This is a genomic window from Paenibacillus rhizoryzae, assembly GCF_059686995.1.
In genome coordinates, this window is record NZ_JCAALT010000016.1 from 1 (window position 1) to 22,634 (window position 22,634).

At 46.8% G+C, this 22,634-nt stretch carries 21 protein-coding genes; 14 read left to right on the forward strand and 7 right to left on the reverse strand.

What is annotated here, in order from left to right:
* Nucleotides 1-240 precede the first annotated feature (240 nt).
* Nucleotides 241-825, forward strand: a complete 585-nt coding sequence (locus AC6ESO_RS28660; RefSeq protein ID WP_497094367.1) for a YdeI/OmpD-associated family protein — start codon at nucleotides 241-243, stop codon at nucleotides 823-825.
* A 410-nt stretch (nucleotides 826-1,235) separates the two neighbouring features.
* Here AC6ESO_RS28660 and AC6ESO_RS28665 read toward each other — a convergent pair whose 3' ends face one another.
* Nucleotides 1,236-2,486, reverse strand: a complete 1,251-nt coding sequence (locus AC6ESO_RS28665) for a family 8 glycosyl hydrolase (RefSeq protein WP_497094368.1) — start codon at nucleotides 2,484-2,486, stop codon at nucleotides 1,236-1,238.
* Between the two features lie 410 nt (nucleotides 2,487-2,896).
* Between AC6ESO_RS28665 and AC6ESO_RS28670 the strand changes: the two genes are divergently transcribed.
* Entirely contained in the window at nucleotides 2,897-4,816 is a 1,920-nt protein-coding gene (locus AC6ESO_RS28670) for an ATP-binding protein (RefSeq protein WP_497094369.1), read from the forward strand.
* A 48-nt stretch (nucleotides 4,817-4,864) separates the two neighbouring features.
* Here AC6ESO_RS28670 and AC6ESO_RS28675 read toward each other — a convergent pair whose 3' ends face one another.
* The 3 genes from AC6ESO_RS28675 to AC6ESO_RS28685 form a co-directional block, all read right to left on the reverse strand.
* Nucleotides 4,865-5,098 carry an NHLP leader peptide family RiPP precursor gene (locus AC6ESO_RS28675; RefSeq protein WP_497094370.1) on the reverse strand — a complete coding sequence of 78 codons (234 nt, stop codon included), beginning with the start codon at nucleotides 5,096-5,098 and terminating at the stop codon, nucleotides 4,865-4,867.
* A 175-nt stretch (nucleotides 5,099-5,273) separates the two neighbouring features.
* Nucleotides 5,274-6,215, reverse strand: a complete 942-nt coding sequence (locus AC6ESO_RS28680; protein ID WP_497094371.1) for a hypothetical protein — start codon at nucleotides 6,213-6,215, stop codon at nucleotides 5,274-5,276.
* 27 nt (nucleotides 6,216-6,242) lie between these two features.
* Entirely contained in the window at nucleotides 6,243-7,010 is a 768-nt protein-coding gene (locus tag AC6ESO_RS28685; RefSeq protein WP_497094372.1) for a class I SAM-dependent methyltransferase, read from the reverse strand.
* Nucleotides 7,011-7,420: 410 nt separating this feature from the next.
* On the opposite strand from AC6ESO_RS28685, the gene AC6ESO_RS28690 reads away from it, so the two are divergent.
* A complete protein-coding gene (locus AC6ESO_RS28690) occupies nucleotides 7,421-7,774 on the forward strand; it encodes a hypothetical protein (RefSeq protein WP_497094373.1) in 354 nt (117 codons plus the stop codon).
* A 220-nt stretch (nucleotides 7,775-7,994) separates the two neighbouring features.
* Nucleotides 7,995-8,534, forward strand: a complete 540-nt coding sequence (locus AC6ESO_RS28695; protein WP_497094374.1) for a cupin domain-containing protein — start codon at nucleotides 7,995-7,997, stop codon at nucleotides 8,532-8,534.
* Nucleotides 8,535-9,189: 655 nt separating this feature from the next.
* On the opposite strand, the gene AC6ESO_RS28700 is transcribed toward AC6ESO_RS28695, so the two are convergent.
* The gene (locus AC6ESO_RS28700; protein WP_497094375.1) at nucleotides 9,190-10,050 is read right to left on the reverse strand and encodes a YusW family protein; all 861 of its coding nucleotides are present in this window, start codon (nucleotides 10,048-10,050) and stop codon (nucleotides 9,190-9,192) included.
* Between the two features lie 221 nt (nucleotides 10,051-10,271).
* Here AC6ESO_RS28700 and AC6ESO_RS28705 point away from each other — a divergent pair, with 221 nt between their 5' ends.
* Genes AC6ESO_RS28705 through AC6ESO_RS28725 form a run of 5 tightly spaced genes read left to right on the forward strand, consistent with a single transcriptional unit; the run spans nucleotide 10,272 to nucleotide 16,618 of the window.
* Complete coding sequence (locus tag AC6ESO_RS28705; RefSeq protein ID WP_497094376.1) at nucleotides 10,272-13,361, forward strand: efflux RND transporter permease subunit; 3,090 nt, start codon at nucleotides 10,272-10,274, stop codon at nucleotides 13,359-13,361.
* 43 nt (nucleotides 13,362-13,404) lie between these two features.
* On the forward strand, nucleotides 13,405-14,706 hold the full coding sequence (locus AC6ESO_RS28710; RefSeq protein WP_497094377.1) for a VTT domain-containing protein: 1,302 nt from the start codon (nucleotides 13,405-13,407) through the stop codon (nucleotides 14,704-14,706).
* A gap of 44 nt (nucleotides 14,707-14,750) precedes the next feature.
* Nucleotides 14,751-15,284 (forward strand): RNA polymerase sigma factor, encoded by a 534-nt coding sequence (locus AC6ESO_RS28715; protein WP_497094378.1) that lies wholly within the window; start codon nucleotides 14,751-14,753, stop codon nucleotides 15,282-15,284.
* Nucleotides 15,285-15,290: 6 nt separating this feature from the next.
* Nucleotides 15,291-15,776, forward strand: a complete 486-nt coding sequence (locus tag AC6ESO_RS28720) for an anti-sigma factor family protein (protein WP_497094379.1) — start codon at nucleotides 15,291-15,293, stop codon at nucleotides 15,774-15,776.
* Nucleotides 15,777-15,790: 14 nt separating this feature from the next.
* Nucleotides 15,791-16,618 carry a hypothetical protein gene (locus tag AC6ESO_RS28725; protein ID WP_497094380.1) on the forward strand — a complete coding sequence of 276 codons (828 nt, stop codon included), beginning with the start codon at nucleotides 15,791-15,793 and terminating at the stop codon, nucleotides 16,616-16,618.
* Nucleotides 16,619-16,804: 186 nt separating this feature from the next.
* Here AC6ESO_RS28725 and AC6ESO_RS28730 read toward each other — a convergent pair whose 3' ends face one another.
* A complete protein-coding gene (locus AC6ESO_RS28730) occupies nucleotides 16,805-17,953 on the reverse strand; it encodes a sensor histidine kinase (RefSeq protein ID WP_497094381.1) in 1,149 nt (382 codons plus the stop codon).
* 97 nt (nucleotides 17,954-18,050) lie between these two features.
* The gene (locus tag AC6ESO_RS28735) at nucleotides 18,051-18,734 is read right to left on the reverse strand and encodes a response regulator transcription factor (protein ID WP_497094382.1); all 684 of its coding nucleotides are present in this window, start codon (nucleotides 18,732-18,734) and stop codon (nucleotides 18,051-18,053) included.
* A gap of 142 nt (nucleotides 18,735-18,876) precedes the next feature.
* On the opposite strand from AC6ESO_RS28735, the gene AC6ESO_RS28740 reads away from it, so the two are divergent.
* From AC6ESO_RS28740 to AC6ESO_RS28760, 5 genes are all read left to right on the forward strand, one after another.
* Nucleotides 18,877-19,341 carry an FMN-binding protein gene (locus AC6ESO_RS28740; protein ID WP_497094383.1) on the forward strand — a complete coding sequence of 155 codons (465 nt, stop codon included), beginning with the start codon at nucleotides 18,877-18,879 and terminating at the stop codon, nucleotides 19,339-19,341.
* A gap of 10 nt (nucleotides 19,342-19,351) precedes the next feature.
* The gene (locus AC6ESO_RS28745) at nucleotides 19,352-20,236 is read left to right on the forward strand and encodes an FAD:protein FMN transferase (RefSeq protein ID WP_497094384.1); all 885 of its coding nucleotides are present in this window, start codon (nucleotides 19,352-19,354) and stop codon (nucleotides 20,234-20,236) included.
* A gap of 1 nt (nucleotide 20,237) precedes the next feature.
* A complete protein-coding gene (locus AC6ESO_RS28750; RefSeq protein WP_497094385.1) occupies nucleotides 20,238-21,086 on the forward strand; it encodes an RnfABCDGE type electron transport complex subunit D in 849 nt (282 codons plus the stop codon).
* Between the two features lie 5 nt (nucleotides 21,087-21,091).
* On the forward strand, nucleotides 21,092-21,751 hold the full coding sequence (locus AC6ESO_RS28755) for a hypothetical protein (protein ID WP_497094386.1): 660 nt from the start codon (nucleotides 21,092-21,094) through the stop codon (nucleotides 21,749-21,751).
* Nucleotides 21,752-21,834: 83 nt separating this feature from the next.
* Nucleotides 21,835-22,539 carry a VIT1/CCC1 transporter family protein gene (locus tag AC6ESO_RS28760; RefSeq protein ID WP_497094387.1) on the forward strand — a complete coding sequence of 235 codons (705 nt, stop codon included), beginning with the start codon at nucleotides 21,835-21,837 and terminating at the stop codon, nucleotides 22,537-22,539.
* Nucleotides 22,540-22,634: the final 95 nt, after the last annotated feature.

The window sequence follows — 22,634 nt, forward strand, 5'->3', positions numbered from 1 at the left end:
CATAGTTGATCGACCTTATTCTCCCAGCCGTAGTAGCATTATTGACGGCATTTCTATTTTAATCCTCTGTGGTGCAGCGCTATTTCTTGCGCTGCATGTATGGCTAACGGGTAGTATTGTTCAACAAATTACTCGCACCGCGGTGGCTTGTTTCCGAAATTGAGATATTAGCAATAGCGACTATTACTGACTGTATCTGTCAACAATATTGAATTACACTACTATTAGGAGGCGATTCAAGTGAACCATAAGTCCAATGAATTACCGGTTATGTTTTTTGGCGAACAGCAATCTCTCGAGAATTGGCTGGAGAACAATCATGACACTTCACCGGGAATCCGGTTGCAAATCGCGAAAAAAAATTCCGGTGTGGTTACCGTATCCTACGATGAAGCGCTTGAAAGTGCATTGTGTTACGGATGGGTTGACAGCCAGAAGGAAAAGTTTGATGAAAAAATGTGGGTTCAACGATTTACTCCGCGTAGGGCTAAGAGCATCTGGTTGAAAGTGAATAAAGACAAAGCAGAGCTTCTCATTACAAATGGAAGAATGAAGCCTTCTGGGTTCAAAACGATTGAAGTTGCCAAAAAGAATGGACAATGGGATAAGGCCTACGAATCGCAAAGTATCGCTTCTATGCCTGAGGATTTCGCAATTGAACTTGAGCGTAATGTCAAAGCGAAGGCATTTTATGATACGTTGAATAGCCAAAATAAATATGCAATCCTGTTCAGAATCCATAATGCCAAGAAGCAAGAAACCCGGGCGAAACGAATTCAACAGTTTGTAGCGATGCTTGAAAAAGGTGAAAAAATATATTCCTAATCAGTCCCTGTCGATTTTGAACTAGCGGGTACGATAGTGCAACCGCAATATAGGTTGAGTTTTAGTTTTCATATGTTATATGAATTCTTAATAGATTTGGACCCTGAGCTAAGTGTAAGAGGACTAGAACATATATCCATTAGATTCCGCGAAAAACGCGGTTTTTTTTATTTTGACGTTAAGGTCTCTAACAGGATATTACCTCGTACAATTTGATGCGAATTGTATGAAGCGAAGAGAGAGGTCAAGCATCAACAATGTTTTTCTAATCGTGCATGCTGGTTGACAAAATAATGGCTAAGAAACTGTAAACTAACAAGATCCGTAACTAAGATAAAAAAGCAAAAGGCATCCAATAGGTGCCTATTGCTTTTTTCAATTATACAGTTAGAGACCAAACCGACGTTTCTTTAATGAACTGGCGACCACCAATTGCCGGATGCGACTAACATGCAAAGCAACCTAATCGTATTGCCGTAATAATCGTTGTCATCGAAGCTGGCATTTACCATATGCGTCCAAAGCTTATTAAGCCACATCTGATTATCGGCATGGATCATTGCGCTTACCGCAAAGGGAGACACGAAAGCCAGATGATTATTGAATTCTGTAGGCAAATCTTTGCCATTCAAATAATAGCCTGCTCGAATAATACCAGGATCCAGACTAGTTTTGCTTTTGATCCAATTGTTCACCTGCGTGAATTGAGCAAAGGCTCTTCGATCTCCCGTCATCAAATAATCTAAAGGGATCCGCCATGTCGTCCTGCAAGCGTTCATATAGTAATCGCCGTCATAAGGTCCTTCCAAAAAATTAGGGGGAGCTGGTGCGAAATCGACGTTGCGTTTTACTGCAAAATCAGGCAATAAACCTGTTTTAGGACTGAAATCATTATATAGCTGCTTCATTATGGAGTACGTAGTATTCACGACCCAGCCCCACTTGGCATCATCGGTTGCGATCTGAAACGCTTTCAGATGTTCGATCATAAAGTCGGAGGGACGTGTTGCTCCGCTATATTTAGGGGTATCCGGGTTGACCCAATCTCCCAGGCTTAAAAACCACTTCCGCTGATCCACATCATGCTTCAAGATGGCAGCAATCATTTTATTGGCTTCGTTTAAGTATTTGATTGTTCCCCGGTTTCCCCACTGGTTATAAGCGAGTAACAGGGAGAAAGCAATATCCATATCGCCGTCAGTGGCCGAATCGGCGCCTTCTGTATTTACGATGTTTCCTCTTTCGTCTTTAATCTGCTTCCAAGCCATCAATAGGGGATTATTGGAACTCGGATGAGCTTTGTAAAATCGGAAAAGGCCATCGAAATATTCCCGGGCATTCGGATCATAGCCGGCCAGGTAAGCTGTTAGAAGCATGCCATGCCCATGGCTCTCTGATGTCGATACGGAGTTCTTCGGTTCGGCCTGCCCTTCTAGGTTGAAATAAACGTAATATTGATCGTTCACAGCAGGATTTCGAATGAGATACTTTGATTTCCAAATTTCATAACATTCTTTTACACTCTGATCTAGCTGCGCTTGGTTGACGTGGTTTGGTTTAATCGTCCTCACTTTATATCTCGAATGCTGAGGGAAAGCACGTTTGGCTCTTGAAGCACGAGATTCGAAAATAAATAAGCTTCTCCAATTGGTTGCTTTCATGCGAATCCCCCTCTAAAGCTGAGCATCTTGACAATATTATTCGGCTCTAAAGCAAATAAGAACCTGCTGAAGTGAACGCAACTAGAATCTGGGCAAGGCAAATAACCCTCCGAATTTAGATTGGAGGTATTTCTTGTGTTGGTTGCTTGGGCCAAATTCAAGTCGATGAAAGTATCTTTGCGTTTTAGCGAGGGAATCTTTCTGTCGCCCAATATGACAAAAAAAGCCGCGAATTGCGGCTTTTTTCATGCCGTTCGCAACCGTTTTGAGGTGAAATAGACCTACTCGAGAATAAGGAATATTAATTATTTATATTTTGTCGAAAATTTAGCAGGCAAACCTTGGAATTTAGTCGAATTATAGAAAATGGACGTAGTTAAATTTACCTAAGTATTGAGGTGTCGGCAGGAATGAGGCTAAACATATTCATCCGAATTTTTTTGATCATAGCGAGTATCTTGCCGATCGTGCCGAATCTCGCGGGAGCATCCTCGGCTTCGGCTGGTTCATCGATCTCATCCTGGCAGATCAAATGGGAGACGGAAGCAGAGCGGCTTGCGGAGCCCGATCAGGCGTTGAAAGCTGCTGGGTGGGAGGACATACAGGCTGCGGATCCGGCAGTATCCAAACCGGAATATGCGGTGTCCGCATGGGTCCGGATCAAGCTTCCCGTCATCGAAAAGAACCAAGGGGTGTTCTTTCGCTCGATATATGCGCAGAACATCACCGCCTTTCTGGGCGGGGAAGAGGTCTTTCATTCGGAACGGAAGTATTGGTTCGATCTGAACCGCGTTTTGATTCCGCTTGAAAATCACGACTCCGGTCAAGAGCTGGTCCTGCATCTGGAAAGCCAAACGGACAGATTGGGCCTCGGACGCGGAATTAACATCTCGGATTACCAGGATCTCTTGCGTTTGTACGCGAAATTCGATTTGCTCGACATCATCTTGGGCAGCGCGTTTGTCTTCGTCGCCTTCGTCATGCTCGTATGTTCGGTTTTTCTCGACCGGAATCTATTGAAGAGCTGGCTCGCGCTATGCTTTATCATTCTGCCGATCGGCGGGTTATTGATCGGATACTCGCCGTTCCTGTATACCTTCTACGGAGAGTACGGTTTTATTTATCAGGGGATGTTCGATCTGTCCTTGTACCTGTTCTTGCCGTCCTTAATGATGTTTTTCGAGCAGTTGTTCGGAAGCGGCTATCGCGGCATCGTCAAGCATTTCCGCCGGTTCCAGATCGCCTATTCCATCTTTGGAATCATTGCGCTGACTGTCAACTGGGCATCCGGCTATGCATTACAGCAATATTACTTTTTTGTATCGGTTACGTGTATCGGCATAATCATGCTGGCCCAATTTATCCTGATCCTCATCATTCTGGTCAGGCAGCTATGGAATCGCAATATTGATTCGATTATCCTCTCTATCGGATTGGCTGTCTTTGCAGCGGTCAGCGTAGCGGAATTGTTGAAATTCTACGCATCTTCCAAGACGTACGACCTGTCGTGGTGGAAATGGGGGCTGGTCGCTTTCGTGCTATCGCTCATCGTGCTGCTCGGGCGCCGAATCTCCTACCAGCATAAATTGATCATTACCTACTCGCGGGACTTGGAAATCTACAACTCCGAGCTGCAGCGTTCGGAGAAAATGGAGATTATCAGCCAATTAGCGGCTTCTGTGGCGCACGAGGTCCGCAACCCGCTTCAGGTCACGCGCGGCGTGCTGCAAATACTCGAGAAACGCCACGACATCGCGCCGAATACCGAGAACTTTTACAAGCTTGCCATCGACGAGCTTGATCGGGCTTCGACGATCATTACCGATTTTCTTACCTTCGCAAAGCCGGAGCTGGAACAAGTGGACGAATTGGATTTGGCAGACGAATTCAAGCACGTGGAAGGCATTATCGTCCCGCTGGCCAACCTTCAGGGCGGCCACTTGGAGATGAGCGTGCCCCGTTCGCTACGGATCATGGGCAATTCCTCGAAGCTGAAGCAGGCATTGATTAACATCATTAAGAATAGCATTGAAGCACTGGAAGGCTCCGGCGTCGTGAAGATTTGGGCATACGAGGAACGCGAACAGGTCGTCATTCATATTTCGGACAGCGGCGCCGGGATGGATGAGCGCATACTCGAAAGGCTGGGGGAACCGTATTTCACCAACAAAACAAAGGGGACCGGTCTTGGACTCATGGTGACGTTCAGGATCATCGAGGTCATGCAGGGGACGATTAAATTCAAGAGTCAGAAGGGTGTCGGTACCGAAGCGATGATTCGTTTCCCAGCCGCGCGCTATGTAGAAACAAACGCGAAGGTCTCTATGTGACCTTCGCGTTTTTTGTGGGAAATATTGGAGTGTAGCAAATGCAGAGCATTACCAAGTACTGAGTTCGCTGTCCGTTTTTGCGGCGTCAGCCGGGTTTTGAGGGATGACGAGCGCGAGCTTAGATGGCGTTTCTTCGATGACGACCAGTTCCACGTCTTCAGGCAAAGCCAGATTGAAGGCTTCTTTCAACGCTGCTTTCGGGTCCGCCAGCAATTTGGCTTTGAAAGATTCGTCGGACCAGGCTTTCTCGATGATCTGTTGCTGCAATTCTTGTTCGGACATCTGGCTGCACCTCTTTTATAGGAATATACTACCATGTAAAGCTTATCACTACTATTGGGACAATTCTACTAATAATCGCTATTATACGACAATTATTGCACAAAAAAGGAATCCCCCGGCGGGTGATTCCCTTTGTCGTTTCTTCCCTATGTCTTTCTTACCACTAGTCAACATGTTAATTACCGGAAATGGAAGGTTTATTTTGCGAAAGCCAGTACGCAAATCCACCGCCGAGCAGCTGTTTCTTCGTTTGGCTCAATTGCTCGCCAGCTTCCGTCAGCCTGTCAGCCAAATGAGAGTGGAACGCGGCCAAATGGGGGAGAGCAAGCTTCAATCTTGCAAAAGCCTCGCCATTCGCTTGCGTAAGCTGCGAGTAACGGTTTAAGGCTCCGTCGATGTAGATGGCATTCCTGATATCGGTTCTCGTAATCAGGGAAGGGGACACCGCTTTCTCGGAGGCAATCATGCCGATCAGGCTGTTGGCGTTATGCAAGTCGAAGTCTTCTTCCCAATCGGCCCAATCGTCAGACATTTGCAGCGTAGCCAATACGAGATCGACCGCCTCGGAAACGGCGGGCTCAAGTTCGTGGCGACCGGCGAGAAGCAAGGCGCCGGTACTCGCCAATTTGACAGGCGCCGCCTTTTGCGCGAGCTTGGCCGGAGACAGGCTGACGGAAGGACTCTCATAGGCAACTGCCATGGACCAATCCGTCACGTAAGCGCGATAATAGTTCCAAAAAAGGGAGCTGCTCTCAAACAGCGTACGGTACAGGTCCAGCATGCTTAAATGGAACAAATTGCCGAGGGCCAGCTGTTCTTTCCAATCGGACGGGGCGGTATCCATGAGATCGTCCTGGATGAAAAAATACAGCATGACGAATACGTTAGCGAGCGACAAATCGCGATAGCGCTGTGAATCCAACTCCGTAATGGGCTGCATCCAAAACGGAAGCAGGTAGCAGATATGGTTCTTCGTGCCGGAAGGATTTAGCGGGTTGAAGGCTTTCAAATAATCCCGCCCTTTGTCGTTTAGCGGTGCCGGAAAGGCATCCATCAGCCGTTCCGCTTCCTGAAACACATAGACAAGTTCATGTTCGTAATCGGATCTCCATGACATCGTTTCTTGGTCCTCCCGGATTGGTAATCAAATGCGTTGAAACGATAAAGCGAACATGCCGGCCTCATAGGAGAAGGATTCCTCGCTAAGCCATCTGTCCAATTCCTGCTTTCGCTCATCGGACAAATGATTGCTTTGCATGATCCTAGTCACAGTTTCCATGTAGCGGTGCAGCAGCCGCTTCGTTTCGCTGTCTTCAGCCAGGATGCGATAACGCTGCAAATTCGTTTGTAAGCCGCCGAGGGTCGACGTTAATTCTTCCAGCCGATTGACAACCGGCTTAGGAAAGCGATCCAGCAGCGGCTTGCGCGAAGCCCGGAATAACGTTTCGAATCGAGGAAGGCAGTCGGCTGGCAGGGGACCAGTTGCGTCGTCGTCCAAATCGATTACGATGATCAAGGAATCAGAATGGGTGACGGTTCGCAGCCAAGTCAAAAAATGCCCGAAGTCCGGGAGATGCAGGGCGACCAGTCTAACAATGACTACATCGAACGGCTCGGCCCATGGCGTCCGCTCCCGATAATCAGCCTGAACAAATTGCAGGCCAGGCGCGCTTCTTGCCGCCGCAAAGCGGTAAATGCGTTCGTCCTTCTCGAGACCGATGCATCTCAAGTGCGGGTAGTCCTGTTTGACTGCCTCCAAATAGGCACCGTTTCCGCAGCCGATATCGAGAACGGACGAAGCGGCTTTAAGCGGCTCATGCAGGATCAGCGAACGCTCATGCCCATAGAAGAGCTGCACGGTCAGCGAAAGCATTTCGTTGAATAACTTGGTAGAATCGTCGGTGCCCAACATTAGCACTCCTTTATCGGCAATGTGATTAACTAGATTAAGTATAAGGTGAAGCATGCGGTCGAACAATGCTAAAATCCAAACGTGGGAATAGGCGAAGAATTCAGCTGATCACATCGTGGGGCTCTCTAACGAATGCAGGAGGTCTTATTTGCCCGGAATGGGGCAGTTTTGAATTCTAACGAATCCTACAGGTCTTATTTAGCCCTAATCCCGAGCTCCGATGCCAATTTCGGCGGAATAAGGCTTCTACGATTCGTTAGAATTTAGAAGAAGCCATTTTCGCGTTAATAAAGCCTGTATGATTCGTTAGAGTTGCCATTTGGGATGGACACCGTACCACAACTGAATGAATAAGATATTACCGCGACATCACTATCTCATAATATCTTGTTTTTGAAAGGGGAGTATGTATGGTTCGTAAATATACGACTGGACCTCTGAATAATTTAACGGAGAAAGATAAGACTGTCTCCAAAGATATTGTTGTAAACTCGTTAAACCAGAATCAACATGAGAATGTGAAAGTAAGAATCAAAGTTTATGCATTAAATGGGAAGAAGAAATTGATTCATAACGTTGTGCTGATTGTGAGACCGAACGCATCAACATATAATAGTTTTTATGTAGGAAATGCAAAGCAGTATGAAGTCCAATTTATTACCGATCATTCTAATGTTCAATTTGCATCGTTTGGGATTAGTCCGAAAGATCGTTTTGTTGCCGCGCATCGAGTAATCAACAGTGAATTAACAAGAATTGTTTGAGTAAGATATGACTGTCAATGCCGCGTAATTCGCGGCTTTTTTTATTGCCGCTTATTATCCGCTTTCCCCTGCTGCATTCTGACCGTTATCGAACTGCGAGGTCAACACGAATAATTAACCATTTTCGACATCGGCCAAGGTAGACATTCCACGCTTCGTACCCGTAGTATGAAAGTTAAAGGACAAATCTGGAATCTCTTTTCAAGTACAAGGAGGGTTTATGCAAAATTCAGGAAATGTCATTACGAATCCCCGCAGCGGGCAGCGCATGATATTCCGCAAGACCGGGAAGGACACGAACGGGACGATGGTGGAGATCGAAAGCTTCAACCCGCCGTCGCAAGAAAGAGAGCCCGAGCACGTGCATCCCAAACAAAAAAGCTCGTGCGAAGTGATTTCCGGCATTATTCATTTTCATATGGACGGCAAGACCCATATTTTAAAGCCCGGCGACAGCCTGGAGATTCCAGCCGGCGTACCGCATTATTTCTGGAATGAAAGCGCCGAGGAAGCGCATACGATTCAACGGTTTTATCCGGCGCTCGAGATAGACGGTTTTTTCAAATGCTATTTCGCGTTTGCCAGAAACGGCATGCTTAACAAAAAAGGACTGCCCAGCCTGCTTCGCATGTCGCGTCCGATGCTGAACTACCAAAACGAAATCCGCACGGTAAATCCGCCGTGGGCGGTTCAAAAAACCGTGTTTACGGCGCTCGCTCCGGTTGCCGGAATACTGGGCTACAAGAAGACCTACGAATAAGCGCGCGGCTTGTGTTCGTTGCACTTCCGCTGGACGATAGAATAAGAGATAGGGACGTATTGAAAAAAGAGCCGTAGAGGGCTCATTTTTTGTTTGAAATGCGATTATCCCCGCGGCGAGACAAAGGATACAATCGGTTGCTTGCAGTATTAAATAAGACTTATTCCGGGGATTGGGCTTAGAGCTGTTGGATAAATACCTTGATTCTCAATGAGATTACTAAATTCATCCAGGCCAAATGCGGATATTAAAGGTTCTGGCCCGAGGTTAAATATATTCAATACCAACTGCACTTCATAAGCAACATTCCCGGTGATGTTAAATCTCGAGACTTCATAGACACCAGGTGCTACAACGATTGAAGAGAGATATGCGGTATAGAATAGCTCTGAATCTACAGAAGCTATGAAAAAGGATTACACTTAGCGATTAAGTTGCGATGGTATATTTATTTAAGAGTTGTATTTTTGTGAGCTTGGGCGAAAGGGGGCAGCCTTGATTGAATGAACGGACAGCAGAGAAAATGGTCCCCGGATCCGTAGACAGGCGATAGCTGAGGAAGTGTTAGTATTGATTTCCTTGCTGTTTATGTACGAAGTAATTAAAAAAACAAGCCCCGATAAAGGGGCTTGTTCTGTATTTCTTAGGGCAATAATTAGTCCTCTTCTTGGTGATCATGCTCTTCGTGATCATGGTCTTCATGATCATGACTTTCATGTTGACCGCGATCTCCGTCATCATCTTCGTCTTCGTCTTCGTCACCTTGCTTACCGTCATGATGGTCATTATCCCGGTCACCACGAGCGAGTCGCGATTGCTGTTTCTTCTTTGCTTGCTGCTCTTTATGAGCTTTTTGCCAAGTTTCGTGCAACGCTTTTTTCTGCTCTTTTTGTGTTAGCTGATCTTTATTTGCGAGTAGTTCCTTATGGTCATTTTGATCTTCTTGCACATTTTTCACTTTAGCATTGCTTTCATCATCATCTTTTACTTGTTCGTATTTCAACACTTCAGGTCGATTCGTGAATTTGATTTCGATATTGATTTCCACCATTGTTGGTTCGATAGCAAAATGCTTGAACAGCGCATCCAATACTTGCTGCTTATTCATGTTTTCTTGTAATTTGACATCATCCAGAAGCTGCTGGATAAATTGGACCGCTTCGCTGCCTGTCAGGTGGTTTTCCTCACCCTTGCTACGGTTTATTACTACCTTGGATTCGGCCTTCGCTTGTTCCCGATCGAGCTCAATTTCAATCTTTAGGCCATTGCCGGCGATTTTAATTTCCAAGTCTTTCAATTGATCGAGTTTGATTGTTCCCTTACTCGCACTAGGTTGAGCAGTTGAGGTCGCAGGTGTTGCAGTAGCTATCGGTGGGACTACATATGTATCGCTTGCTGCAGTCGGTTTGTTCTCTGGTGTTGGGGACGAATCATGATCCGCATAGGCGACGAATCCATATGAAAGAATGATAGAGCAGAGTGCTCCTATTAACATATAGGCAATTTTCTTTTTCAAAAATAATCCTCCTCTAATTTGTTTGTTCTTTTGGCTTGTGGCAGCAAGTATAGGAATTCGTCATGCAAGTCTGGTTTTAGTCCGTACAAGGTTTTACTCCAGAAATGAAAAGGCTGGCCCCGCAGCTAAATAGAGTCAAGTGAAGATATTTTTTTGGTCGATGAACATTCTAGCCCAAAACGAAGTCCTTTCCTATATAGACAGGAGAGGAGACTTCAATCATGAATAGGATTATCGAATCAGTCATGCAACGATCGACCATCATTTTAGTTTGCGTCGTACTTATATTGGGATGGGGAACAGTCTCGGCTTTACAAATGCAGAGGGACTACCTGCCTGGTATCAATAACACCACATTAATGGTGTCACTGCGTGCATCATCCTACCAAGCGGATCAAGTAAAAAAGGATATTACGGCACCGATTGAGGATGCCATCCGCAAGACCAACGGAATAACCAACTTAGAGACAACCTCCTACGACGGCGGGGTCTTGATGAATATCTACTACCCCATGGATTACGATATGAATAAAGCGGAAAACGCTCTTAAACAGGCATTGAATGATGCGGCATTACCCGATGGGATCAACAAACCTGTCGTAACCCGATTAACGTCGAGCACGTTTCCAGTCTTGAGTTATAGCCTGACGGCAAATAACAATAAAGTAGACGATCTAACGCTGCAATCCACCTTGCAAACCGATATCGTAAAGCAATTGAAATCCGTACCCGGCGTCTCGGATGTTCAAACCGTCGGCGGTGCAAACCGAGGTTATGTTGTCGTTCTGCGCATGAAAGATCTCTTTGCGAATAACTTGACGCTGGATGATTTCAATAAATCCATCACGGCAGAAGTGCCCAGCTTGCAAGGGAACATTGCCAATGTTAAAGCTTCGTTCCCGATTCGAGTAGAAGGATGGGATCTCACGGAGCAGCAGCTGAACAATCTTGCGATTAAGAACAAAGACGGCAACAGCATCCCATTGTCGGACATTGCTTCGGTTTCTCAATCCCTAACCGATGTGAAAACCGTCTCAAGAACGAATGGCAAAGCAAGCGTGATGATCAATGTGATCAAAACGCCAACGGCAACGATTACAGATGTAGCAAAACATGTGAAAGAACGCGTATCCGGCATTTCGGCTGTTCAAAGCGGCGATGTCGCGATGACGCTTCAAACCGACCGTGCACAGGATCTGAACAGTTCATTAATGGGTCTGGTTCGTGAAGGCTTATTGGGATGTCTGTTCTCCATGCTCTTCGTACTATTTTTCTTCAGAAATGCACGTTCTACGCTATTAATTGCGATCACGCTGCCGATATCGCTGCTTGCTACGACAGCGATCTTGAAATCAATGGGGGTTACTCTGAACATCTTGACCGTTTCCGGACTTATTGTCGCCATGGGACGTATCGTCGACGATGCAATCGTGATTTTGGACAACATGTATAGACGCGTTCAGGAAAACAAAGACAAGCCAGTTCTGAGCGTATTATCTTCTTCGGTGGTCGAGATGCTTCCAGCCATCTTCGCTTCTACCGCGACAACGGTAGCCGTATATGTTCCGATTGCCTTAGTCGGCGGTATCATCGGTGCATCTTACTCCGGCTTTGCTTGGTCGGTCGTCATTGCGTTAGCAGTTTCCTTCCTCGTTGCCATGCTGGTGATCCCTGCATTCGCCTTTATGGGATGGAGATCATCGAAGGCGGAAGCGGTCACGCTCGAACCGCTCATGAAGCCGCTGCTGCAATCCGCGTTGAAGCACAAGAAAACCGTGATTAGCATCTCGTTGCTTCTGTTTATTGCCGCGGGAATCTTCGCATCGCAGCTTCCGTTCAGCCTGCTGCCAAGCACGGCAAGCGGCCAGGTCGCCGTCAAAGTGGAACTTCCGAAAGGAACGCCTTTGTCCGAAGTAGACAAAGAAGTTAAGAATGTGGAGCGCGTCTTGCAAAACAATGCTAAGATCGCTTCTTATACCGCTACATTCGGATCTACATTCACGCCAACGGCGGACGACGTCTTTGACCAAGGAGGAGGGTTCATTCAACAGCCGAACGTGGCGAATCTGTCCATCCAGTTAAAAAACAAAAATGATCTCACTACCATCATTCCAGCCTTGCAAGCCGCTTTGAATCAAGTGGCCAATAATTCGGCAATTACGGTAACGAATCAGAACATCGCCGGCGATGATTCCACGATCAATATCCTATTAACCGGCGCCGATCAAGCCACGTTGGAAAGCACGGCTCAGCAAGTCCGAACCAAACTGGTGACCATTCAAGGTCTGAGCGTAACAGGGAAAACGGATCTCACGAACGGGATACCGAAATATGCAATCGCGATTGATAAAACAAAGGCGCTGCAGGCTGGCATTAATCCTGACGATATCAATAAACTGTTGGCGCGTTACACGTCCAAAGCGAAAGACTTTGACATTTCGACGTCCACTGGCACGATTCCAGTCGACGTGTATATCGATTCCGTCAAGACAGGCGTTTCGAACGAAAATGCAATTCCCGTGTATACGCCTGAACAAGTATTGGCTTCGATGGCTGCCGAAACGGTTACCGGAAGTAAAGGACAGACTTATCGTCTGGACCAATTCGCATCGATTCAGAAGAGCGACGCCGTTTCTTCCATTCAAGAACGTGATGGTCAACCATTCTCCATCGTGCAAGTTCAGATCACGTCAAGCGACATGAGCAAGGTGTCGAAAGAAGTTTCTCAGTCCTTGAAAGCCATGAAGTTCCCGAATGGAGTCACGTATTCGCTTGGCGGCATTACGCAGCAAGTGACGCAAATGTTCATTGAAATTACAATCGCCGTCATTATTTCCATTCTGCTCGTGTTGCTCATCACCAGCTTTGTTTTCAAAGGTTGGAAAGCACCGCTTGCTGTATTGATCAGCATTCCGCTGGCATTGTCAGGTGTCGTACTCGCCTTGTACGCCATTCATGGCCAATGGAATCTCGCCGCATTCATCGGGGTATTGATGCTTACGGGAATCGTGGTTACGAACGGAATTGTTCTCATTGATAAAATCGAACGAAATCGGAAAGAGGGCATGGGACTTCGGGAAGCCGTCATGCAAGGAAGCCTCTCCAGGGTTCGTCCGATATTTATGACTGCGGGCACGACCGTTTTGACTTTAATACCGCTGGCGTTCTCGCATAGTTCAGATACCGTCATATCGCAAGTGCTTGGTATTGTGGTCATTGGCGGCATGATTACATCCACCCTCAACAGCTTTGTCGTGATACCGATTATTTATGAATGGATGCAGGGCAGGGTTGTGAGGGGCATTGGATGAACTGATTATTTGAGGATAAAACTAAAGGAAGAGGAGGGTATCAATGGGAAATTGGACATCTTGGTTAGAACAGTACGGATACGGACTGATTAGTTTGGCTGTATTTCTTGAAATACTCGCTTTGCCTCTTCCTGGCGATATGATGTTAAGTTATACCGGGCTTTACGTGTATGAAGGGAAAATGAACTGGATACTTAGTATCTTGGCGGCGGGTACTGGCGCAGCAGCCAGCATCTCCCTGTCTTACTGGATTGGATATCGTCTGGGTAAACCGTTTATTGTCAAGTACGGTCATCGCATCCATTTGGGTGAAGAACAATTGTCACGGATTACGGTATGGTTTGAGAAATACGGAACAAAGTTATTGTTCATTGCTTATTTCATTCCGGGATTAAAGCATATTATCGGCTATTTTTGCGGGGTAACGAGAATGCCATTTCGCCGCTATGCCGTCTTTGCTTATACAGGCGGGCTATTCTGGGTCAGTTTATTCGTTTCGCTTGGCCGAGTGTTAGGTCCGAAATGGGAAGCCTATCATTCAACGGTCAATCGATATATGATTATCTTTGGCATTGCTTCAGCGTTGTTGACGCTCGCAATTTATTTTTACCGAAAATATAAACGCCGCGTGCTGGCTTCATTGATGAATTTGTTGATCAAGGGCAGTCGCCATTTCAAATCGCTCGGTAAGGTCAGAATCCTGGTGCTGGCTTCATTCGCATTATTAGTGCTGTTCTTCTCGCTGATGCTGGGGATGATTCAGGATTTCCTTGCACACGAATTTAGCCAATTCGATGAAGTGACCTCATATGTGATCTTAACGTTATTCGGACCCGAGTGGCAGGAACCAATGCAGCTCTTCGCGAAACTGGGGACGATCTATCTCTATGGACCGCTTATCATGATAACATCCATTTGGATTTTGTTCAGGGGCAGGAACAAGGGATTGGAGTTTTTATTTCTTATCTGGGTAGTACTTGGCGGGGAAGTGCTTGATGATGGATTGCGAATGTTGTTTCACCGTCCTGGGCCTGTTGCAGCCGGTATCCAACTCATCAATACATTTCCGAGTGAGGAGACTCTTACTTCGATCACGGTGTGCGGTTTCTCTGCCTTTTTATTGCTAAGGCATTATATCCAGAACCTGATCCGGATTTTTGTATTTCTATTTGTTGTTCTCGTGTGCCTGCTAGTCGGCATCAGTCGTATTTATTACAATGTGCAGTTTCCAAGCGATGTCGCGGCCGGTTATGTTTTCGGCGGCGTATGGATAACTTTGAACGTCATTCTGCTTGAAGTGCTGAGGAAGCTTCAAGATAATGAAGCAGCGATAGTAGCTAATTGACGTGAAACCTCCTGGTTCCGTTTCGGTAGGAGTTGAGTAAGCGAGTGGTGGATGAGGAACTGAAGCATATCATTCATCGTGCTAAACGTGGCGACCGGGAAGCTTTTTCAGATCTAGTCCAACGTTTTAAAGGCCATGTCTATCGATATGCGGTGGGGATGTTAGGCGATCGAATGGATGCGGAAGACGTCTCGCAAGAGGCATTTATTAAAGCCTATTACTCCCTATCAAGTTTGGATAACGAGTATGCGTTTTCTTCTTGGATCATTCGAATTGCGGCCAATCTCTGCAAAGACCGATTAAAAAAACGCGCGAAATTGCCAGAACAAGAGAGTAATGAAGTACAGAACGAATGGATAGCGGATCAACACGCAACCGACCCGTTGGAGAAGTTATCCATTGAAGAAGGGCTATGCAGACTCTCGGTCGGTCATCGGGAAGTTCTATTATTACATGAGATCCAAGGCTATAATTATGAAGAAATCGCGGAAATGATCGATGTTCCTCTTGGAACGGTGAAGTCAAGGCTGTTTGCAGCCAGGATTAACTTGCGGAAAGAATTAAGAAGGGAGGACTGACTGGGAATGAGCAAACATCCGGAGGAACAGTTGTCGGCCTACCTCGATGACGAGCTGACTCAAGATGAAAGAAGGGGAATCGAAGTGCATCTTGAGACATGCGGGTCCTGTCAAGCGCTGCTGGAAGTCATGGCAAACACCAACAACGACCTTGTGCAGACTTTCAGCCTAATCGAAGCGCCTATGGATTTCGAGGTTAGGGTTATGCAATCCATCGGAGCGAAAGAAGAACGACATTTCGCATACAAAGGGCGGATTTTGGCGCTTTTATTAGGTTTGTTGACACTTGGGGTATTTTATCTGCTAACAGGAGCGATTATCGGTAAACTCATACATGGATGGTCTAAATTGGTGATCACACTGATCTATGCCATATCTCATTTCATTCTCAGTGTACCCGCCTTAACCGGGGGAACGATTGTCCTCTCTTTAATTATCCTTGTGACCTCCTTCATTTCACTCAAGCGGTTGCTTCAAACCTCAACGAGTTGAAAGGGAGGGTCACTTTGAGAAAACTAGCATATACCATCTGCTTCTTTATGCTGTTCATGTTGCTTATCCCTGGTATGGTATCAGCAAAGAGTATTTTTGAACACCAGAACACCACTGTGCCTGCTGAACAGATCGTTGACGACGTGTACGTTGTCGGAGGCGATGCCGATATCTTAGGCCAAGTACAAGGTATTGTCGTCGTCATTAACGGTAACCTGCATCTGGGCAGCACGGCCAAGATTACAGGTGTGATTGTCGTGATCGGAGGGAAGGTAGACCAAGATCCGGGTGCTGCTTTGGGGGACGATATCTATGATATCTCGCTGGATAACGCTACGCAAAACAGTTTTCTGATCGGAGGCGGGCTCGTGCTAAGCCTATGGGTGCTGCAGCTGGCAGGAAACTTGCTCATGGCTCTTGTACCTGTCCTAATTAGAGTCCTCGGTAAGGAAAAAATAATTGCTTTTACCGAACGTTATCAGCGTGAAGCCTTAGGTCGGCTCTTATATATTGGCTTTCTAAGCGGCTTGGTAATTGCTGCGTTAAGCGCATTGCTGCTCGTTACCGTTATAGGCATTCCGATTCTGGTTCTGATTCTGTTGGCGCTACTCGTCGCATTGGCGATGGGAATGACCGTGATCAGTTATCGAATTGGCGATATGATCAAAGGTTCGGAACAAATGCCTGATTGGTTAAAAGTGCTTATCGGCGCCAGCATGATAACTGCATTTTCGAGTATACCCCTGATTGGTTGGATTCTATTGTTGGTAGCTGGATTGCTCTCATTGGGAATATGCACACAATGGATTGCAGGGAAGCGCAAGAAAAAAACCAAGGACTAAACGTTCTCCGTTGTCGAGTGACAAGAACATGTAATCTTAAGAAGCCGCTAACTGCGGCTTTTTTCATGTTAAAGCTATATGTTCTTCTCAAAATCCATTGCAGGAATGACTCCTTTATAAAGCCAAAACAGCGAGAGATGGACATGGCATCCGTTTGCTAAATGGTAATGTCCAAATGCTTGCAGTTCAATTCTTGTTTCTGCGAGGAAATCGCAATTCGAAGCGTGTACCCGCACCGGCTTGGGATTCGGCGCGGATGGTACCTCCGTGGGCATCGACAATCCATTTGGCAATGGAAAGTCCAAGCCCGGTGCCACCTTCTTTTCGAGAACGTGCCTTGTCCCCTCGGTAAAATCGCTCGAACAGATAGGGGAGCTCTTCCTTCGGTATACCTCTGCCGCTATCTGAAACGATAACCGTTACTTGGTGAGCAGAAGATTTACCGGTCACCTCGATTCTTCCGTTAGAAGGCGTATATTTCAGCGCATTGTCCAAGAGGATGACGAGCAGCTGCCGGATGCGACTTTCGTCCCCCCAAAATGGTAGCGGCTCCTTGAGCGATACATCGATATCGATCTCTTTGGTGACCGAAAGCAACTGGAATTGCTTCGTCAAATCCATCAGCACATGATCCAAAGAAAACACTGAGCATTCTAGTTCTAATTGATTGGAATCGGACCTAGCTAGCGTCAGTAAGTCTTCGAGCAGCTTACTCATGCGGGTACTTTCTTTCAGAATGACGGCAATATTGTCGCTTTCCCTCTCGATCGAGTGCGCTGGATAACGGAGTAACAGCTCGGTCTGTGCACGAATGACTGAAACCGGTGTGCGGAGCTCATGGGAGGCATCCGCAACGAATCGTTGCTGCTTGTCCCAGGCTTTTCGAATCGGAATCCATGCTCGGCCTGCAAGAAAAAAACCAGCAAAGATCGAAATAAGGACGCCAGAGCCTACGCCCGTGATGATGTCGAGTAGCAGGGAATGGAGCGTGCTATCGTCGTCTTCGAGACTCGTGAGAACTGTAAGCGATTCGATTTCACCCCAACGCGCCTGAGAGAAGGGTGTGAGAAACCCGCGGTAACGGTCTCCACCGACTTTGAACGTTTCATATGAGGAAGTACCTTTATGATAGAGAAGAGCATCGATCTGTGCTTGCGTGAAAGTTTGGGCGGGTGACTGGCCTTGAATTTGACCCTCAGCGTCCAGAAAGATGTATATTATTCGGTCATCTTGCTCCAGTGCATGGTGCTCCTGTCTCAGAATCGCTTCCGCATCCCGAGCAGAGTCGATCTGCTCAGCAGCGTTCCGCAGCACCTCATCTGTTTCCTTATACAATCTATACCGCATGTGTAAGTAGAGGGTAGAACTGAGCATTACTAGGATGAGAAAGAGTACAGCTGCATTCAGAGCGACCAATCGAACGCGGACGTTATTAAACATCATATTCTCCTTTCAGCATGAACCCGATTCCCCGTATTGTTCGTAAACAGTTCTCGGCTCCAGCGACAGCCAGCTTTTTGCGGAGGTGGTGGACGTAGACATCGACCGCTGAGATGCCCGCTCTCGATTCAAATCCCCACACTCGGTCAAATATCTGTTCGCGTGTAAGAATTCGGTCTATATTGCAAACCATAAATTCCAACATCTCATATTCGGTTGAGGTGAGGGCGAGTAGAGTATGACCGATAAAAGCTTCGCGCGAAGCCGGCGAAAGACGGTACGGACCGTAAGTAAGATCCCCCTCCGCTCCAAGAGTGCCACGACGTCGCAGAACGGCTCTTGAACGGGCGAGCAGCTCTTCTACGGCGAAAGGCTTCGTGATATAGTCGTCTGCGCCTGCGTCTAATCCGGCCACGCGATCTTTCACAGCGTCTTTGGCAGTCAGTAAGATGATTGGAACCGTATGACCACTGCTTTGAAGACTTCGAACGATGTCAACGCCATTCATTCCTGGAAGCATGACATCAAGCACAATAAGATCGTAGATGGCTTGCTGAGCCATGAAATAGCCGTCGTCGCCAGTTTCCGCTGTATCTGTCTGAAACGATTCGCTTTCGAATACGCTTCGAATTATACCGAGTAGGGATGGATCATCTTCCACCACGAGAACTCTCATGCAACTATCAGCTCCTTTCTATGGGTATTTGCTTTTCTGTATGCGGCTGTTTTTTAAAATTAATTTAAGCTTGCAATATTATAATAAGTCTTACATGAATCAATGTGAAGTTAAGAAACCTTGTCCGAACGGAGGCCATACGATGGCGAAAATGAACAAAAAGTGGGTGGTGCTGTGCTCAACAGCTATTGCTGCTGTCTATGCCACTGATTATTGGACGACGGAGATTAATAAGCCTAACGTGCTGGTCAACACGGTTTACAGCAGTCCATCGGTATCAAGCAGCACCTTGGAAAGCCACTCCGCACAGGTGTCCGATTCCCAAAGCCAGGTATCCAAGAAGTACAACAATGGAACTTACATCGGAATGGGAAGCAATCGACGCGGCACAATCCAGGTAACAGTTGCCATAAAGAATGATCGGATCACAGACGTAGAGATCAGTGATTTCGCTATGCACTATTCCATCGAAGACGTAGTCGGAATGCCGGAAGAGATATTGAAGATTCAAAGCGCGAACGTAGATAACGTCTCTGGCGCGACATACAGCACCCGTGCATTTTCGGATGCCGTACAGGATGCTCTGAATCAGGCGCTTCGAGCTTGAGGCAGCACCGATGAAGAAAGCCAAATTATTCATGGATACGATTGTCCAAATCGAAGCCCGCAGCGGAAACGAGATGTCGGAGGATGAGCTCGTTTCTTGCATTAACAAAGCATTTGATGCCTTTCGGCAAGTTGAAAGGGCGTGCAGCCGTTTCAGTCCAGAGAGCGAGTTGATGCAAGCATGCCGCAGGATCGGAGAAGCGACAGCGATCAGCCCGTATTTGTTCGAGCCGCTTAAGTTTGCACTGGAAATGGCTGAATGGACGGATGGCTCATTCGATCCCACCATCGGCCGGCTATTGGAGTCGAAAGGGTTCAACCGCCATTATTTGACGGGTATAAGGACGAACAGCAATGTCGACGGCTCGGCCACTTACCGGGACATTGAGCTGAGTGAAGCGAATCGTACTTTATGCTTGCATAAACCACTCATTCTGGATTTAGGTGCTACTGCCAAAGGTTTCGCCATAGACTTGGCGGCTAGAGAGCTTGGCGGATGTGCAGGATTCGTCGTGAACGCTGGAGGCGATTTATATGCGGGCGGTACTAACGAACAAGAAGACAAGTGGACGATCGGCATCCGCAATCCGACAACAAACGGTATCCTGCAGTCGCTCAACATTACCGACGCCGCAGTATGTACCTCAGGAAGCTATGAGAGAAGAAGCGAAGTAGTCGAGGGCGAACATCATATCGTTCGGCCCGATACAGGAAAATCGCCAAACGAATGGATTAGCTGTAGCGTTATTGCTCCTTACGCCATGATGGCGGATGCATTTTCTACCGCAGCGTTTGCGATAGGTGGAGAAGGGGGGATCGCCCTGATTGCAGACGCTGGCTTGCAAGGCTTGATCCTGACGTCAGCTTCACGAATCAAGAGGATTGGAGGGATATAATATGAAAATGGCCCAATGGATCAAAACACCTAAAACTTATATTCTTATTGCCATCGTGGTCTATCTCTCGATCGCTTCTTGGGCGACGCACAGTTTGAGCGGTATTGAAAATGGAGGAATAGCCGCTGTCACAACTGTAGTCGTTGACGTCTTATTCGCACTCATCAAAAAGCGGAAGCGAATAATGCCAGACGGCGCTGCAATTACAGGACTGATTGTCGCTATGATATTAAGCTTGAATACCGCTTGGCCTATCATTGCATGTACGGCAGGTCTCTCGATTTTTTCTAAACATCTGCTTGTTAATAAGAAAAAAGCTATATTTAATCCAGCAGCATTCGGACTGTTCTTGTCTATCCCGATTTTTCACACCGAACAGAGCTGGTGGGGCGCCTTCGGGGACCTTTCCGGTTGGTATATCCCGCTGTTGCTGATCGGAGGATATGTTGTAACGAATCGCGTGAATAAGTATCCCCAAGTATTCTCTTTCTTCTTGATCACGTTCGCAATGATATTAGCAATGGCTTATTTTCATAAAGGCGACGCTTTCGATGCGCTACGGCCGCCGTTTATAAATGCGACCCTGTTCTTCGGCTGCTTTATGCTGACTGATCCTCCGACTTCTCCAGCCAAAATAAGGGATCAAGTCTTATTCGGTGGAATTGCTGCTATAGCGGGTTCAGTCATATATGTGCTTTATGGAGGATTAATGTATCTCTTTATCGGACTGCTGGCAGGAAATGTTTTTCATTTGCTGATGCAGCGCTTAACTGCGAACCGACCGAAGTCGTCCTCGAAACCATCTTCAAAACAGAAATCGAAATCTATATCATCCACTTTACAGAGGTGACTGACATGAGCAAAAGCAAAAAAGTTTGGATTCCTGCGGCCATTGCCCTCGTCGCAGCGGTTATTCTTGTCGTCTGCTATTACGTTTACGCTCCTTCAAGGGGAGAGTTTCACCCGCGTTTTCCACAAGATGGTAACGGTGGGATGCCTTCCAGTGGGGGACAACGGCCGGAAAGAGGAGAAGGAGACGCATTAGAAGGCTATTTTTCGACTTTCGGCACGATAGCTCTATTTGTTGGAGCAGCAGGCTTCTCCTGGTTTTGGTTTAAGAAAAAGCGGAGGTCGCCGTCGATGCTTGTAAGGCAGGCTGGAAAGCTTGCTTATTCGCTCCATAAGCTGCTTGGCTGGGGCACTTTTATCCTGGTTGCGGCCCACGGAATCTATTTCATATTTACAAAAATAAACGATGAGCATATTTATTCGGGTCTTGCAGGATTTGCAATTTTGCTCGCTTTGGCTGGTTACGGTTATTTCATCAATAAGATCCGGAACAAATGGATGCGGACTGTGCACCGATTACTTGGCGTACTTTGGGTACCGGTGCTCTGGCTGCATGCAGGGGGCTCGGCTTTTCTTGCCACGGCGGCAACCCTCGCAGTCGGCGGTCTCGTTTATCTGCTGGACAAGTCGGCGAATAGTGCAAATCAGACCGTGCAAGAGCGATAAAAACCGATGATTACGCAGATAATATAGAAATAAAAAATAGTTGGACTTGGTAACCGGCGTGCTAGTGTAAGGAGAGAATCGATATGAACCATTTGGAAAATTCAACGCATAGTGAACATCACTTCACCGCATCCGATGCTATTCGGGACATCGTAATCGGAATGTCAGATGGGTTGACGGTTCCCTTCGCACTAGCCGCCGGACTCTCCGGCTCGGTGTCTGGTACAAATATCGTCGTCGTAGCCGGTCTTGCTGAGATCGCAGCAGGTTCTATCGCCATGGGACTAGGCGGGTATTTGGCTGCAAGAACGGACCGAGAGCATTACTTGAACGAATTGGAGAGAGAAAAACGAGAAATCATTGAAGTTCCGGAACGTGAAAGGGAAGAAGTGGCCGAGGTTCTGCGGGGCTGGGGGCTACAGGAGCAAAATGTTGAACAAGCGGTAAAAGAGATAAGCGCTGATCCGAATCTATGGGTTGCATTCATGATGAAACTGGAGCTTGGACTTGAAAAGCCCGAGCCCAAGAGAGCGCGGAACAGTTCCTTGACGATCGGTTTATCTTACATTGTGGGTGGCATTATTCCATTAATTCCATATATGCTCATCCATCGTGCCGGTTCAGCTTTATTAGTCTCCGTTGTCGCAACCTTAATGGCTTTGTTTATATTTGGTTACGTCAAAGGAAAATTTACGGGTTCAAAACCGCTCAAAAGTGCCATTCAAACTGCACTAGTCGGAGGAGTTGCGGCGGGAATCGCATTTTTTGTTGCCAAGATCATTTCGTGAACAAATTTCAATATTAAATGCCGGCATGAATGAAATCATTCAATCGGCATTTTTTTGTTCTTCTTCGATAATAAGATCGACCGATATTCTTAAAT